Annotated in this window: 14 protein-coding genes; 5 read left to right on the top strand and 9 right to left on the bottom strand. The window is 30.8% G+C overall.

The genetic code is table 11. The features are described 5' to 3' along the window. The first annotated feature begins 32 nt into the window (after positions 1-32). The 3 genes from CX675_RS08190 (at position 33) to CX675_RS08180 (ending at position 8,524) form a co-directional block, all read left to right on the top strand. Positions 33-3,455 (top strand): T9SS type A sorting domain-containing protein, encoded by a 3,423-nt coding sequence (locus CX675_RS08190; protein ID WP_130734750.1) that lies wholly within the window; start codon positions 33-35, stop codon positions 3,453-3,455. A 62-nt stretch (positions 3,456-3,517) separates the two neighbouring features. Next, a complete protein-coding gene (locus tag CX675_RS08185) occupies positions 3,518-6,376 on the top strand; it encodes a M4 family metallopeptidase (protein ID WP_130734749.1) in 2,859 nt (952 codons plus the stop codon). Positions 6,377-6,451: 75 nt separating this feature from the next. Further along, a complete protein-coding gene (locus tag CX675_RS08180; protein WP_130734748.1) occupies positions 6,452-8,524 on the top strand; it encodes a M13 family metallopeptidase in 2,073 nt (690 codons plus the stop codon). Between the two features lie 64 nt (positions 8,525-8,588). On the opposite strand, the gene CX675_RS08175 is transcribed toward CX675_RS08180, so the two are convergent. Both CX675_RS08175 and CX675_RS08170 read right to left on the bottom strand, forming a co-directional pair. Further along, positions 8,589-9,512 carry a DMT family transporter gene (locus tag CX675_RS08175; protein ID WP_130734747.1) on the bottom strand — a complete coding sequence of 308 codons (924 nt, stop codon included), beginning with the start codon at positions 9,510-9,512 and terminating at the stop codon, positions 8,589-8,591. Positions 9,513-9,714: 202 nt separating this feature from the next. Then, entirely contained in the window at positions 9,715-10,050 is a 336-nt protein-coding gene (locus CX675_RS08170) for a helix-turn-helix domain-containing protein (protein WP_130734746.1), read from the bottom strand. Positions 10,051-10,282: 232 nt separating this feature from the next. On the opposite strand from CX675_RS08170, the gene CX675_RS08165 reads away from it, so the two are divergent. Together CX675_RS08165 and CX675_RS08160 are read left to right on the top strand one after the other, a co-directional pair. Continuing rightward, on the top strand, positions 10,283-10,696 hold the full coding sequence (locus CX675_RS08165; protein ID WP_130734745.1) for a hypothetical protein: 414 nt from the start codon (positions 10,283-10,285) through the stop codon (positions 10,694-10,696). Continuing rightward, a complete protein-coding gene (locus tag CX675_RS08160) occupies positions 10,686-11,195 on the top strand; it encodes a hypothetical protein (protein ID WP_130734744.1) in 510 nt (169 codons plus the stop codon). The genes CX675_RS08165 and CX675_RS08160 overlap by 11 nt, the downstream gene beginning before the upstream one ends. Here CX675_RS08160 and CX675_RS08155 read toward each other — a convergent pair. The 7 genes from CX675_RS08155 to CX675_RS08125 all read right to left on the bottom strand — a co-directional run bounded on the left by CX675_RS08155 (position 11,187) and on the right by CX675_RS08125 (position 16,807). Further along, positions 11,187-12,053 (bottom strand): NAD(P)H-binding protein, encoded by an 867-nt coding sequence (locus tag CX675_RS08155; protein ID WP_130734743.1) that lies wholly within the window; start codon positions 12,051-12,053, stop codon positions 11,187-11,189. The two genes, CX675_RS08160 and CX675_RS08155, sit on opposite strands and share 9 nt — an antisense overlap. Further along, positions 12,046-13,050, bottom strand: coding sequence for a hypothetical protein (locus CX675_RS08150; RefSeq protein ID WP_205728615.1), 1,005 nt, complete (start codon positions 13,048-13,050; stop codon positions 12,046-12,048). Before CX675_RS08150 ends, CX675_RS08155 begins: the two co-directional genes overlap by 8 nt. Before the next feature lie 395 nt (positions 13,051-13,445). After that, the gene (locus tag CX675_RS08145) at positions 13,446-13,883 is read right to left on the bottom strand and encodes a hypothetical protein (RefSeq protein WP_130734741.1); all 438 of its coding nucleotides are present in this window, start codon (positions 13,881-13,883) and stop codon (positions 13,446-13,448) included. Continuing rightward, positions 13,884-14,234 carry a hypothetical protein gene (locus CX675_RS08140; RefSeq protein WP_130734740.1) on the bottom strand — a complete coding sequence of 117 codons (351 nt, stop codon included), beginning with the start codon at positions 14,232-14,234 and terminating at the stop codon, positions 13,884-13,886. Between the two features lie 2 nt (positions 14,235-14,236). Then, positions 14,237-14,773, bottom strand: coding sequence for a YfiT family bacillithiol transferase (locus tag CX675_RS08135; protein WP_130734739.1), 537 nt, complete (start codon positions 14,771-14,773; stop codon positions 14,237-14,239). Next, complete coding sequence (locus CX675_RS08130; RefSeq protein WP_130734738.1) at positions 14,774-15,253, bottom strand: DUF6265 family protein; 480 nt, start codon at positions 15,251-15,253, stop codon at positions 14,774-14,776. A gap of 24 nt (positions 15,254-15,277) precedes the next feature. Next, positions 15,278-16,807 (bottom strand): carbon-nitrogen hydrolase family protein, encoded by a 1,530-nt coding sequence (locus tag CX675_RS08125; protein WP_130734737.1) that lies wholly within the window; start codon positions 16,805-16,807, stop codon positions 15,278-15,280. Positions 16,808-16,941: the final 134 nt, after the last annotated feature.

Here is a 16,941-nt window from a genome sequence, read left to right as displayed (position 1 = left end):
TTTGCGAAATTTCAAATTTAATAGTTAATATTATGAGAAACAATTACTTGCTTTTGTTGTTGTTCACTTCTTTGAGTTTTTCTCAATATAATGAATCGGCTTTATGGAAAGAAAAAAATGTAAATGCAAAACATCAAAGACTTACAATAGATCAAGAAGTTGCATTATTTAATGAGTATTGGTCAACAAGAGATAAAAATGTAAAAGGTTCAGGTTTTAAACCTTTTATGAGATGGGAAAATCATTGGAGAAACATGACTAATGATCAAGGGTATCTTTTGACTCCTGAAGAAATTTATGCTGCATGGAATCAAAAAAGAGCATCAAAAGTGAATAGAAATGCAAATGCTTCCTTTTCTTTGCCTCCAAGTAATTGGCAGCCTGTAGGTCCTGCTACCCATACTAATACAGGTTCTTGGTCTTCAGGTCAAGGAAGGGTAAATTTTGTTTATCAAGACCCTACCAATGCCAACACAGTTTATATTGGTTCTCCAGCTGGAGGTGTTTGGAAATCAACAGATGCCGGAATAAATTGGACTCCGTTATCGGATTATTTACCTCAAATAGGAGTATCAGGTATTGTGGTAGATCACACGAACCCTAATGTGATTTACATTTCAACAGGAGATAAAGATAGTAGCGATACCTATTCTATTGGAGTTTTAAAATCTATAGATGGAGGATTGACTTGGAACACAACAGGACTTACTTTTACAGCAACAAATAGTTTGTCAGGGGATATTATTATGCACCCTACTAATAATTTAATTTTATTTTGTGCCACTAATACAGGAATCTATAAAACAACAGATGGAGGTGTAAACTGGACCAATGTTAGAACGGGTAGTTTTGCTCAAGGAGCTATTCGTTTTAAGCCTACAAACCCTTCTATTATCTATGGAGTAACAAATACTACTTTTTATAAATCTACAGATACTGGAAATACATTTACTCAAGTTACTTCTGGGCTACCTACTTCTTCTAGTAGATTATTAATTGATGTTTCTCCAGCAAATCCAAACTATGTTTATGTTTTGAGTCACTCTTCCTCAGTTTCTTCAAACAATGGGTTTCAAGGAATTTATAGATCAGCAGATAGTGGAAACACTTTCTCCTTGAGAAATAGTACAACAAACATATTAGAATCAAATCAAGCCTATTATGACTTAGCTTTAGCCGTTTCAGATTCTAACGCTGAAGAAGTTTATACGGGTTGTTTGAATGTTTGGAAATCAACAAATGGAGGTACATTATTTACTAAATTAAACAATTGGAGTTCGCCAACAGCCCCTTCATATACACATGCTGATATTCATTATCTAGGATTTTATGGTGGAAATTTATTTTGTGGAAGTGACGGAGGTGTATATAAGTCTACCAATGGAGGAACTAATTTTACTGATTTAACAGCAACAGCTCAAATAAGTCAATTTTACAGAATTTCTGTTTCAAAACAATCCGTAGGAAACATGGTAGGAGGTCTTCAAGATAATGGAGGTCATGCTTACAGTGGTGGAGGTTGGAAAAATTATTATGGAGCAGATGGTATGGATACGGCAATTAATTCAAATGATCAAAATGCATATTATGGTTTTATTCAATATGGAGGGACATTGTATTTGTCTAACAATGGAGGAAATAATTTAACAGGAAGTGTAAGTGCTCCTGCAGCTGAAACAGGGACAAATGATGATGGTGGTAATTGGATTACTCCTTTAAAAGCAAATAATTCTGGTGAAGTTTTTGCAGCGTATGAAAGATTGTATAAATTAAATGGAAGTAGTTGGGTTCAACAAAGTGTGGGAACAATTGGATCTGGAAATATTGAAAATATTGAAATCTCTCCAACTAATGATGATATTATGTACGTGTCTAATGGCTCAACACTATATCAAAGTACTAATAGAGGGATTAATTTTACAGCAGTTTATACAGCATCATCTACAATTACTTCAATTGAATGTCATGGAACAAATGCAAATATTATTTATTTAACCACTAGTGGCATCCTAGGAAGAGTATTAAAATCAACAGATGGAGCAGCAACATTTACTAATATTACATCAGGAATACCTAGTATAGGTAAAAATGTCATAGTACATCAGGGTCAGCATACAGACAATCCAATTTATGTAGGAACCAGTTTGGGGGTTTATTATAAAGATGATACAATGACAACTTGGGAACCATTTGATACTAATTTACCTAATGTTTCTGTTACAGACTTGGAGATTAACTTAAATGATGGAAAATTAGTGGCGGCAACTTATGGAAGAGGAATTTGGCAAACAGATATTCCAATTCAAGTCCCAAATGATGATGTTAAATTAGTACAAATACAAAATCCCACAGTTTTAATTAACTGCGGTACTAATGTAGCACCAGAAATTGAAATTAAAAATAATGGACAAAACACTATCACTTCTGTAACATTTAATTATACAGTTGACGCAACACCATATACATACACTTGGAATGGTAATTTAGCTTCTTTGGCAACAACAACGGTTACATTACCAACTATAAATGGATTAGCAAGAGGCGATCATAATTTAACTGTTTCAACTACAATTACAAATGATGCTTTTCCAGATAATAATAATGGAAACATTAGATTTAAAGTAAATGACATAGGAACGATAGGCTTGGTAAATACCTTTAGTTCAAATAGTGATGAATTAATCTCTTATAATGAAGGAACTACAGGCTCTCAATGGGTTAGAACCGTTAGAACCGGTGGATTAATGGATAGCGCTGGAAACTCAGTTTATTCAACAAATACCTCTGGAAATTATCCTGATGACATTAAATCGTATTTAGTGTCTCAATGTTATGATTTAACTGCTGTTTCAAACCCAGAAATTAGATTCTCTTTTAAGTATGATTTAGAAGAAAATTGGGATGTAATTTATGTAGAATATTCTACAGATTTTGGTGCTAATTGGTCTGTGTTAGGACAAAAAGGACCAAATTGGTATAACAGTGATAGAACACCTCAAACAGCAGGTAATGATTGTTATAATTGTCCAGGAGCCCAATGGACAGGAACCAATTCAACTAGTAATTCTTATTTCTATTCTTTAAATGCCTTTAATTCAGAAACGAATATAATCTTTAGAATTGTCTTCCATACAGATCAATCTGCAAATCAAACTGGTGCCAATGTAGATGATTTTGTAGTTGACGGTGCATTATCATCTTCAACTTTTGAATTAGATTCACTAACAGTTTATCCTAATCCATCTAATGGTTTATTTATAATTTCTAATAAAAATGCTAAAATAATAAATGAAATCACTGTTTATGATATCACAGGAAAAAACATTTTTACAAGAAAAAACTTAGAATCATCTTCTGAAATAAAAGTAGATTTATCGAATGCATCCAACGGAATTTATTTTATGAAAATCGATTCTGATTCGGGGTCAGTTACAAAACGAATCTTAAAAAAATAAAATAGTCAAAGACAAAAAGTTGGTTTTAATAAAGCCAACTTTTTTGTTTAATTTATAAGCTCATGAAACAAAAATTACTCTTCCTTTTATCTTTATTGGTAATAACCCTATGTTATTCTCAAAAAAACAGGAATAACTCCAAAACTTTTAAGAATAAGAGAACCATTCATTTTACAAAAGCATATTCATCAGAAGAAGCGTTATTTAAATTTGGTGAAGAGTATGGTTTTGATACTTATTATTCTTTTCAACCTATTTATACGAACATAGATAAAACAGGACAAAAACATCAGAAATTTCAATTGTTTTATAAAAACATAAAAGTAGAATTTGGAACCGCCATTGTACATTCTAAAGAAAATCGTGTCACAATGGTAAATGGAGAATTATACCAAGTTTCAGGAATGTCTTTAACACCAACCATCACTTCAAATGAAGGCTTAGGAATAGCTTTACAAAAAATAAATGCCTCTTCTTATTTATGGGAAAATGAAATGCAATCTAAATTAATGGAGTATAAAAAACCTATAGGAGAATTGGTTATTTTTCCAAATGTGAATCAACAAACCATACATTTAGCATATAAATATGATATCTATGCAACCCATCCCATATCAAGGCAAGAAGTTTATATAGATGCTTTAAATGGAACGGTTTTGCTTTCTAATCCAATTATCAAGCATGCTACTAGTTTAACAACAAATAGTGAATTAATAACATATAAAAAGACTTTAGAAAATAAAATACTTTTTGCTCAAGGAACAGCAGATACAAGATATAGTGGTACTAAAAATATTGAAACAAAGTTTGATGCAGACAACAATCACTATTTGTTAAGAGATGAAACAAGAGGCTTGGGTATTTTTACTTTTAATTGTCAAAATACAAATAATTTCCAAAATGTCGATTTTACAGATAATGATAATATTTGGTCAGCTGCCGAGTATGATAATGCTGCAAAAGACAATGGTGCATTAGACGCACACTGGGGAGCGGAAAAAACATATGATTTTTGGTTTACAACTTTCGGAAGAAACAGTTTTGATGATAATGGAGGAACCATAAGAAATTATGTCCATTATGGAACAGATTACAATAATGCAGGATGGAATGGTTTTGCTATGACCTATGGAGATGGTACGAGCTTTGATATTTTAACAGCTATTGATGTATGCGGACATGAGATAGGTCATGCGGTTTGTACTTATACCGCAAATTTGGTATACCAAAATGAATCGGGTGCAATGAATGAAGGGTTTTCAGATATTTGGGGAGCTTGTGTAGAACATTATGGTAAAACTGGAAGTTTGACTAACCCTATTTCTAATTCTGTTTGGTTAATAGGAGAAGATATCTCATCCTCTTATTTACGATCGATGCAAGACCCTAATAGTACTAATGACCCAGATACTTATCAAGGCACACATTGGTATACAGGAAGTGGCGATAATGGAGGGGTACATACAAACTCTGGAGTGATGAACCATTGGTTTTATATTCTTACTATGGGAGAATCAGATACGAATAACGCTCCAACTCCTACTGCTTATTCTGTTACTGGTATTGGGATAGAAAAAGCGGCTGAAATTGCTTATTTAGCAGAACGCGATTATTTAACACCAAATGCCACTTATTTAGACGCGAGAAATGCGACGATTACTGTAGCAAATAGTTTATATTGCGCAAATAGTCCAGAAGCTATAGCAGTTACTAATGCTTGGTTTGCCGTAAATGTTGGCGGAGAATATATTGCTGCAACAGATGATGTAGCCATTCAATCCATCAATACTCCAGAAACAATTTCATGCGAATCATCTTCCATTACAGCTTCAGTTTTATTAAAAAACCAAGGATTAAATCCAATTTCTTCCCTATCAATATCTTATACTATAGATGGAAATACAGCTATCAATGAGGTATGGAACGGTAGTTTAGCTCCTTGTGATGAAATCAATTATCCCATAACAATTATAGGTTTAAGCAGAGGAACTCACTTGCTAAATGTTACGGCATCCATTTCAAATGATGGAAGACCAGAAAATAACACACAAGAAAATGTTTTACGTATTAATGATGAAGGAACAGTTGGACTAGTAAATCAATTTTCAAATACTTCAGACGAATTAATTTCCTATATCGAAAATGAATCAGGATTATTATGGACAAGAGGAATTCATACAGATACTCCTGTAAATAACATGGATAGTAATGGAAACCTTGTGTATACAACAAATCTTTCTGGCAATTATCAAGATAATGTAAAAGCTTATTTAGTTTCTCAATGTTACAATTTATCCACTGTTTCCAATCCTGAAATAAGTTTCAATATGAAATATGACTTAGAAAATAATTGGGACATTGTTTATGTTGAATATTCTACAAATTTTGGGGCTAATTGGCAAGTGTTAGGGTATAATGATATGACGAATTGGACCAATTGGTATAACAGTGACCGTACCCGATTAACAACTGGGAACGATTGTTATAATTGTCCTGGTGCACAATGGACAGGAACCAATACTACTTTAACTACTTATTCTTATCCTTTGCAAGCCCTTAATAATGAAACAAATGTTATTTTTAGAATCGTTTTTCATGCGGATCAAGCCGTAAATGCTTTTGGCGTTAATGTGGATGATTTTGTAATAAACGGAACATTAACAACAGAAAATTTCGCAACGAATACAGTAGCTATTTTTCCTAACCCATCTAAAGGAATATATACCGTTTTATCAAAAGATGTTGAGATAAATGCCATTGAGGTTTACGATATAAGCGGGAAATGCATTCTAATAAATACCAATCAATTAATGCATCTCGATCAAGTTACGGTAGATTTAAAAACAGCCTCAAATGGAATTTATTTTATGATAATTCATACAAATAAAGGGGCGGTTTCTAAAAGAATTGTTAAAGAATAATGACATTTTTTTGAGGAAGCGTCAAATAAGGTATATTTGTTTTACAACTAAACTTTAAAAATAACCTAATTTAAAATGAGAAATACAATTTTTAAAGGAAGTATAGGCTTCCTTTTTTTAATTTCGATTCTTAATTCTTGTAAATCAGGAGAAACTAATTCTACGAATAAGAATCAACAAATAGGTATCAATACCAATTTTATGGATAAATCTGTAGATCCTGCAGATGATTTTTTTAGATATGTAAACGGACAGTGGCTTGACAAAACTGAAATACCAGCAGACAGAACACGATGGGGTAGTTTTGATGAACTTCGCAAAAAAACAGATGAAGATGTCATGCAAATTTTAAAAGAAGCGTTGAATGACAAAACGATTACTCCAAAATCTGATCAAGGTAAAGCGTTAAGTCTTTATAAATCTATTTTAGACACAGTAACCAGAAATCAACAAGGAATTAGCCCTTTGAAACCTTATTTAAATAAAATAGATAAAGTTAAGAATGCAGCTGATGTGGTTACTTTAGTAACAGAAATGGAACCACAAGCTGGAGTTGGTTTCTTTGGTAGCTATATAGGTACTGATGCCAAAAATAGTACTAGAAATATAGTATATATTGGAACGGGTAGTTTGGGTTTACCAGATCGTGATTACTATGTGTCTGATGCTCCAGATAATAAAGAGAAAAGAGAAAAGTATGAGCAACATGTTGCCAGAATGCTTCAATTTATAGGAGATGATGCTACAACTGCTAAAACAAATGCTGCTAAAATTTTAGCTTTAGAAACAAAAATGTCTGAAGCTACTTTTGATAGAGTGGAAAGAAGAGATAGAAGAAAAAGTTATAATCCAATGACTGTGGCTGATTTAGAAAAAATCACACCTACAGTAAAATGGAATACTTATTTAAAAGGTGTTGGGATTGGTACAATAGACTCTTTAATAGTTTCACAACCTAAATATATGGCAAAACTTGAAACTATTTTTAAAGAGAATAATCTGGAAGCTTGGAAAGCCTATATGAAATGGACTTTACTAAGAGGTGCTTCGGATGAATTAACCACTGAAATTGAAGACGCAAATTTTGATTTTTATGGAAAAACCCTAACAGGAGCGGTAAAACAAAGACCAGCTGATGAAAGAGCCCTTCAAGTAGTAAATAGAAGAATGGGTGAAGCTATTGGAAAATTATATGTGGCAAAAAAATTCCCACCTGAGGCAAAAGCAAAAGCGCAAGCTATGATTGCTAATGTTTTTAAAGCTTTTGAGAATAGAATAGACAATTTGCCTTGGATGACAAAAGAAACCAAAGAAAATGCAAAATTAAAATTAAAAAAGTCAAGAGTTAAAATTGGTTATCCAGACGTTTGGGAAGATTATTCTAAATTAACCATTACCGATCCAAAAGAGGGAGGTACTTATTTTGAAAATGCAAGACAATATGCTTTATGGAGACATCAAGATAATTTAGATAAATTAGGCAAACCAGTGGATAAGGAAGAATGGGGAATGTCTCCACAAACAGTAAATGCTTACTTTAATCCTTCTTATAATGAAATTGTATTTCCAGCAGCTATTTTACAGCCTCCTTTTTATGATTATAGAGCAGATGAAGCGGTAAACTATGGAGGAATAGGCGCAGTAATAGGTCATGAAATTTCTCATGGATTTGATGATTCAGGATCTAGATATAATGCAGATGGAAATTTAATCAATTGGTGGAGTGATGAAGATTTAACACAATTTACTTCTTTAGGAACTGCTTTAGCAGATCAATATTCTGCTTTACAACCATTACCAGGAATTTATGTCGATGGTAAATTTACTTTAGGAGAAAACATTGGTGATTTAGGAGGTGTAAATGCAGCTTATGATGGGTTGCAAATCTATTTAAAGGAAAACGGTAATCCAGGATTAATAGATGGGTTTACACCAGAACAACGTTTCTTTATTTCTTGGGCAACCATTTGGAGAAGTAAAATGAGAGATGAAGCCATTAAAAACCAAGTAAAAACCGATCCGCATTCACCAGGAATGTATCGTGCTTATGTGCCGTTACAAAATGTAGATGCTTTCTATAAAGCTTTTGGTGTAGAAGCAGGCGATGGGATGTATGTAGCTCCAGAAAAACGAGTTAAAATCTGGTAAATATACTATTGTTAACAATTCAAAAATTAAGGAACACTCAAATAAATGATATTTGAGTGTTTTTTTATGATTTTTTTATGGCTTTATTTACCAAAAACAAACCAGTAAGTGTTACTAGACCGCCAATGGCAATAGAAACAGTTAAAGGTTCATGGAATAAAATATACCCAAAGAATAAAGCCACCATAGGATTAATGTAGGCATATAAACTACTTACTTCTTTAGGTAAATGCTCTAAGGCGTAAATAAAAGCAATAAAGGTTAATACGGAACCAAACACCACTAAATAAGCAATAGACCACCATGAAACAGCTGGTATTTCGCTTAAAGGAACGGTTTCTCCAGTCGATTGAATAACACCAAAAATGGCTACACAAGAAATTAACATTTGTAAACCTAAACTAAAATAAGGATTGAAATTGGTTCTGTTTTCTCTAATGTAAATAGAAGATAAGGCCCAAGTAAAAGTTGCAATAACAGAAAGAATAATCCCAAAACGAAATTCTGGGTTCAGAAAATCATGCAGATAATCATAAAATATAACACAAATTCCAAAAAAACAGATAATTAATCCTAAAACGGCTCTCCAAGAAACTTTTTCTCCTCTAAAAAAGCTAATAATTACAATCCATAATGGAAAGATGGAACCGATAATAGCGCCCAAACCACTGGATATATATTTTACGCCCCATGTACTTAAACCGTTACTCAACATGAAATTTAATATACTTAATACTAAAATATTACGCCATTGTCTTTGTGTAGGCCAAGGTGCTTTTTTTATCAGAAAATAAGTTAAGTAGATAATGCCACCGAAAAATTGACGTAAAACAACCAACTGCATGGCGGGCATATGTTTTACCCCTTCTTTAGATGCAATCCATGTGGTTCCCCAAAAAAAACTAATCCAACACAATGCAAGAAAAGGCAACCCAATTGCCTTTTTTTTCTGCTTGATATATTCGTGAAAAACACTAAAATAAGCCATTTAATTACACCTCTTTTTTAAAAAAATAAGACAATACAGTTTCAATTTTAGTGCTCTTAATCAATTTCCCTTTTGATGCTGTATTTTTAACAAAGATAGGCAAAGGCAAATTCATATTTTTTGCTTTTTTGTGATAATATTTGTGTGACTTTGTAACAAGTAATTGGAACAAAAAAGAGATTAAAATAAATGATTGATATTGTTACTTTTTTTCTAAAATCTCAATTAATTTATCTAATCGTGAAAATAAACCATCTAAGACATATTGAGGAGTCTTTATAGAAACTTCATAACCATTAATATTGTTTGACGCACTATCTTTGTTTTCTTGTTTAACGATTTTCTTATCATCATCAAGTAAAAAATCTACAGGAATATCAAAAACAGTAGAAATTTTCTTTAAATACTTATGTTTAATACTTTTTCCTTGTTCCCAATTTCCTACAGTAACTTGACTAACTCCAATTAATTCGGCTAATAGTTCTTGCGATAACTTTCTTTGTTCTCTCAGTTTTGAAATTTTTATTCCTGTTTTCATTTCTATAAATTTTATTTTAATAGTATTTTTATTTTATATAGAACTTTAAAAAATTAATTTTAAACATTTAACTGATATTAGAAAAAATTTAAAGAATCAAAAATTATTTTTATTTACTAAAACATTAATATTTTTATTTTTAGCATCTTGTTCAAAAGAAGAAAATACTGTAGAAAATGAAATCATTCAAGAGAGTAATTTTAAGAATGAAATATCTGCTAAAATTGATAACATGTTAATTGGAGAAATAAGGAATGGAGAAATTATTTTAACTGCGGATAAACAAAAATTATTAACAATTTTTTCTAACTTAGCCCAAGAACAAGGATTAGGACATGTTGAGTATTTAAACCTTGAAATTTCAGAAAAGGATATAATGGTAGATGATGAAATTATAAGTTCCTACGGTTTGTTTTCCAGTGATATTAATAATGTTCATAATTCTGTTATCCCATTAGTTTTAGAAAATAATTATTTAATAGTAGATAGTGGAAGAGGAACAATAACATGTACAAGTCAAAATTGCGGAACTGCTTGCACTCCATATGAGAAATCAATTAAAGGAGGTAAACTCTGGACTTGTTCAGAATGCTCTTCAACTTGCACAAAAACAATGACAGTAACAATAAGTTTATATGAAGATTAGTTTATTATTTTTTTTAGTTTTTTTTTATTCGTGTAAATCTAAAGTTATATCGGATGAATTATTAATTGGGAGAAAAATAAATGATGAATTTAAGTTTTTTATTGATACTACAAAGTATAAATCTTTTTTATATGAAAATATTAACTTTCAGAATAATGTTAAACTAGATAAAGTACAAATAATGAAACAACAATCGATAGGTCAGAACCCTATCGATTTTTATTATGTTTTAGTAACAGATAAGGCAAAAAAAATTAAAATTGCTAAATGGTTAGAAAAAATTGATGATAATTTGTATTTTAACGAAGACTATTCAAGTAAAGAGGCATCAGTTAAAAGTCATTATATCATTTGTGTCGGAGATAATAATTGTTATCCACAGTATATAATGTTAGATACTTTAAAAACATGGAGTTGTGATAAAAACTTAAGTTGTTATATTTCTAGTGATAGTACTAATACAAATTGTAAAATTTATAAAACTGTAATTTTAAAATAATTTTTTTTTGTATTTATAACCTAAAATAATTTCTACTTTATCTCCTAAAACAGTTTTGCCTTTACTCATTGAATTTTTAACAAAGATAGGCAAAGGCAAATTCATATTTTTTGCTTTTTTGTGATAATATTCTTCTCGTGTAGGATGCTGAGGTGCCACAGCATTAAAAATAATATTGTCGTGCTGAACTTGTTTCGGCATCTTATGATTGCTTCGATTGATGTCGAAAAGTTGTTTCAAAATTTCTAGAATTATACCTATGCAATCTTCTTGATGTATAAAATTAATCGGACCATCAGGGTTTTCTACATTTTCTTTTCCTGCCAAATATTTTATAGGATGTCTGTCTTCTCCAATTAAACCACCAAAACGTAAGATAATGGCATTGAAATTTGGGTTGGATAATAGTAAATTTTCTACTTCTACTAATTGTTTTCCACTTTCTGTTTCCGGATTTGTAGGTGTTTCTTCAGTAATTTCAACAGGGTTTGGGCTAATTTCTTCATCTCTGTATACTGCAGTCGAACTAACAAAAAGTACCTTTTTAATTCTTGAACTTTCAATTTGGGTAACCAAAGTTTTTATTTTATCCACAAAAGAAATAGAAGTGTCTTTTCTCAAACCAGGAGGAATGTCTATAACTAAAACTTCCGAATCTTTTAAAAAACCAGTTATGTCTCCTTCAATGGTGTTTTCGTAAAGAGCAATTATAAAAGGTTGGATACCTTTTTCCTGTAGTAATTCTAGTTTATGTGCTGAAGTTGTAGAGCCTTTCACAGAAAAGCCATTTTTTAATAAATCATTGGCCAAAGGCAAACCCAACCAACCACAGCCTAATAGGGAAATTTGTTTAGTCATCTTCTGGACGTTTAGGAGGTAATTTTAATAAATTATCAGTTTCAAACGCGTAGTTATATATAATATTAAAAGGCAAAATTGATTCTGGATTATTATATAAAGTATAATCACCTACATTTTTTTCTCTAGCAACTATTTTGCAAGCCTTTAAATAACCGGCTCGAGTATAAGATAAAACGTTTATATAATCTGAAAAAACGGCATCTTCTTTAAGTCTTACTACTAATGTATAATGCTTATCTTTTAAAATATGTAATGCTATATTTTTTGCTATTTCATTACAATTAACAGGACTGTTATTTATTAAAATTTCATTTTCTTTGGTTAATTGAACCATAATTTCATTTTCAAAAGATGCAACTCTTCTTCTTCTCACTTCAAAAATGCCTTCAGGATTGTCTTGATAGTATCTTTTGGGAAATTTTGGATTTTCAGGATACGCGTTATAAGCAATCTTAAAATCGGAGTAAGTCGTAATAACTTTTTGTAATTTATATAACTGTTTTAAAGAAGTATTCTTATCAATATTGAGTTGTACAAAGTAATTGAGATTTTCAAAATAAAATCCTTCATTATTAAGCGCTACTACTATTTCTTTTAGTTGACTGAAATTTCTTTTTTTTCCATAAAAGTATAGTTCTCCTTTTTTTGAAACATATAGTTGTAATGTTTTATTTCGTGAATAAAGAGCTTCTGTAAAATGGATATTTGGTAACTCGATATTTCCTTTAATATAAGGGTTTTCGGCATGTTGTTTCTTGAAATAGCTTTCAAAATCCACAAGATTAATTTGAGAAAAAACTATCGCAACAATAGAAATGAAAACAAAAGAACCAATCATGTATTTTAAGTAATTATGAAGAATTACTCTTAAACTTTGCCAGGATTGTAAAAACAAGACCAATATAATCAATAAGAATAGATAAGGATATTCTTCAAAAAAATTAAGATGCTCATTAATTGAAAAGGTATAATCTCCCCAATAAAGACTATTCATATTCATAACTCCGTAGAACACAGCTAATTTTATAAAACAAAATAGAAAGAACCAAATCCATATATTTTGGTTGTGAACTATTTTTTTACGGCTAAATTGAATTCTTTTTTCCCACAATTTTTTATTGGTATCAAAAATTATTTTTAGAAAAAAAGTTTGTGCAATAATTAAGGCTAAAAAAGCATAAAATAAATTATAAAAAAGGAGTTCGTTTTCCGTAAATTCTAAATAGTTAAAATTAGTGGTAAACGTATACGAGCGAAAAATATCTCTACCTAAAATAAAAAATTGGTATAAAAAAAAGCTTAGAAAAATACTTATAACTAAACCTGCCCAAAACCTAAATTTAGAAATAGGAATATTGGGTCTTATACGAATTCTCTTTGGTAAACTATTTATTGCCATTTATATTTTTCAACATGGGTATTAGTAGTAATGTCGTGTATGTAGTATTTTTTATATTTAAAGCCAGCATTTACTAATGAAAGCGAATCGGGTTGTACTCTTTTATTCAAATGAATATAGTTATTTTTAGGGTTCTTAGTGTCAAATGTAACAAGAAAGTAATTGTTTAGAATATTGGTTTGATTTTCATCTCGTTCAGATTGTTTGCTAAAAATAATTTTGCCATTATGATAAAAATAAAACCTTATGTATACATGACTATCTTCATAAATAGTTTCTTTGATATAAGCGATACCAGTACCATCATATTTTTCAACAGCTTCCTTTCTTTTTTTAGTATTATTATATTGATTTAGAAATACTAAGCAAAATAAGAGAAACACTATAACAACATTTAAAATTTTGTAGTTAATATATTTTTTTGTCATTTAACTGTCTTTCTTTACCAAAACAAATCCGTCATTATCAATAGCCATATAACCTTGGTCGTATAAGAAATAATAGGTATTGCCTGTTTTAGTTTGATAAATAGAAGTGAAAAATTCAAAATCAAACCCTTTACTTAGGAGTTTTGTTCTGGTAGTTTTGGTTTTATCTTCGGGGTTTAATTCACACAGAATTCGATAATTTTTACGCAACTTGTTGTTCACATTACGCATCAAATTATTTTGATCTTTATTCATTTTATTATTGTAGGTATTTCTACAGCTATCAGAACAAAATTTTTTATCTTCTCGACCTACAATTTTATCGTTGCATTCTAAACAAACTTTGGCCATTCTTAAAAATTATTTTTATGCAATAAAGCTTGTTTAATATGTGCCAAATGGTGGTTGCAATGCCAAGCATATAATCCGGCAACACTTTTTAAAGTAAAAGATTTGTTGCTTTCTGGATGGAAATAGGTTTTTTCCCAATCTTTTTCATCCATATTCACCATTATTAAATGCCATTTGTGATGCAAACCTTTTAAAATTAATAAAGAATACGAAATATCATCATCTGTGCCATCAATTAATTCCGCCCAAACATCTTCCGCATAGGGTTTAATAGTTGGGTTGTTTTCGGTAAGAGCCAATTTAAATCGGATCAAAGCATTACTATGGCTGTCTGCACAATGATGTACTACTTGCTTGATATTCCAACCATACGGACGGTATTTCCAATGCAATTCTTCCTTGGAAAGACCATCGGTTACTGCTACAATTTGTTCAGGAAAATGTTGTATTTCTGAAATCCAAGTAGTAAGGATGTCTTGTGTAATGATTTCCGGACAATTAAATTGTCCTATTGGATATTTTAGTTGATTTAGCTCCATTTATTTTTTAAAATTAAAAACGACTTCTTTTTTTGAATCTTCAAAATAGGCATAAAGGTTGATTTCATTTTCAGATACTTTTTCAAAAGTAAAATTATCAAAGTACATTCTGTTTTTTTCTTTTTTGATAAACCTAAAATCTTCGGATTTGTCCTTGTCTTCCCAACCTTTTAAATTGGCATCAAAATGTTTAATTTGATACAAAAGTGTCTTGTCTTTTTCCACGATATGACCTACTTCATAAAAAACAACTTTACCTTCTACCACTAATTTAAAATCAAATAGCATAGAACCGCCTAAAGGTTGGCTCCAGTTTTCTTGAAAAATACCACCAAAAGCTTCTCCAGTCCAATTTCCAGTAAGCCACTCCATATCTTTTAAAGTTGCTTTTTCCGAACCTTTTTCATCATTATAGTGTAAGGTGTTTTGGGCAAAACTAATCGTAACGAAAAACAGCAATAAGAAAGTTATTTTTTTCATGTTTGTATGTTTGACAAAAGTCTATTATTGTTTCAGTTTTTTTAGTTGGTACAAATCTTTACGACGGTCTTTCATAGTATTTACACTTCCGTGTTCATGTAATTCTTTTAATAAGTCAAGATCCACATCTACTATTAACGTCATTTCAGTATTTGGAGTGGCTTCAGCTTTAATTCCATTACTTGGAAAGGCAAAATCAGAAGGCGTAAAAACAGCTGCTTGCGCATATTGAATATCCATATTATTTACTTTAGGTAAATTTCCAACACAACCAGCAACGGCTACATAACATTCATTTTCAATGGCACGCGCTTGAGCACAGTTTTTAACGCGAGTATATCCATTTTGAGTATCGGTTAGGAAAGGAACAAATAAAATATTCATGCCTTCATCTGCCATTAAACGAGATAATTCAGGAAATTCTACATCGTAACAAATAATAATACCTATTTTACCACAATCAGTATCAAAGGTTTGAATTACATTTCCACCTGTCATTCCCCAATGAAAAACCTCATTTGGCGTAATATGGATTTTTCGATACATTTCATAAGTTCCATCTCTCCTGCAAAGAAACCCTACATTGTATACATGACCACCTTCTTGAAATGGCATGCTACCACTAATGATATTGATGTTGTAAGAAATAGCATATTCTTGAAATTTTTTACGAATGGCATCCGTATATTTAGCCAGTTCTTTAATAGCTTCAGCTTCTGATAAATGATTGTAATCTGCCATTAATGGAGCTGTAAATAATTCTGGAAACAACGCAAAATCGCTACCATAACCTGAAACGGCATCAATAAAAAACTCGGCTTGTTCAAATAACGCTTCTAAATTATTTAAAGAACGCATTTGCCATTGGATTAATCCTAAGCGAACAATACTTTTGTCTACGTTGATTAATTTTTTCGAATCTTCATAATAAATATTATTCCATTCTAATAAAACTGCATATTCTTGAGATTCTTTATCACCTTCTAAGTAATTTTTTAAAACACGCACTTCATGAAAATCATTGCTTAACTGAAAAGATAATACAGGATCATATATCTCTTTCTTTTTTACCTTTTCCAAATATTTTTTAGGCGTAATTTCTTTAGCATATTTGCCATAATTTGGAATTCTTCCTGCAAAAACAATGGAACGAAGATTTAATTGTTCGCACAATTCTTTTCGAGCATCATATAATCGTCTGCCTAATCGCAACCCTCTGTAATTGGGATTGATGAATACATCTATTCCATATAGAACATCACCATCTTCATCGTGTGTTTTAAAGGTATAATTTCCTGTAATATCTTTGTAGGTTTTAGTGTTAAAAGCAAAGTCTTCTGAAACTAAAATCGACAAAGCAGAACCTACTACTATATCATCTGCTACAATAACAAGTTGTCCTTCAGGAAAAATTTTTAAAAGTTTTTTTATATGATTTTCATTCCAATACGAATCTACCATTTCTGGATAGGCTTCAATCATGGATTTTTTGAGCTCTTTATAATCTTTTATCTGTAAATTTCGCAGTTCAACTTTACTAATTTTACTTGGCATATATATACTGTTTTTTATCAAAGATACTAAAATTACAAACGGGTTACAACGATTTGTAAACACGATTATAATGTTGTAACAATCTACGAAAATCTTATAACTTTTTCATGAAATTCTAAACTATTTTTATGTTC

Origin of the sequence: Flavobacterium sp. J27 (assembly GCF_004303025.1) — a bacterium.
Taxonomy (GTDB): domain Bacteria; phylum Bacteroidota; class Bacteroidia; order Flavobacteriales; family Flavobacteriaceae; genus Flavobacterium.
Note: the sequence above shows the minus strand (reverse complement) of the source record. Positions and strands in the feature narration are given on the sequence as shown.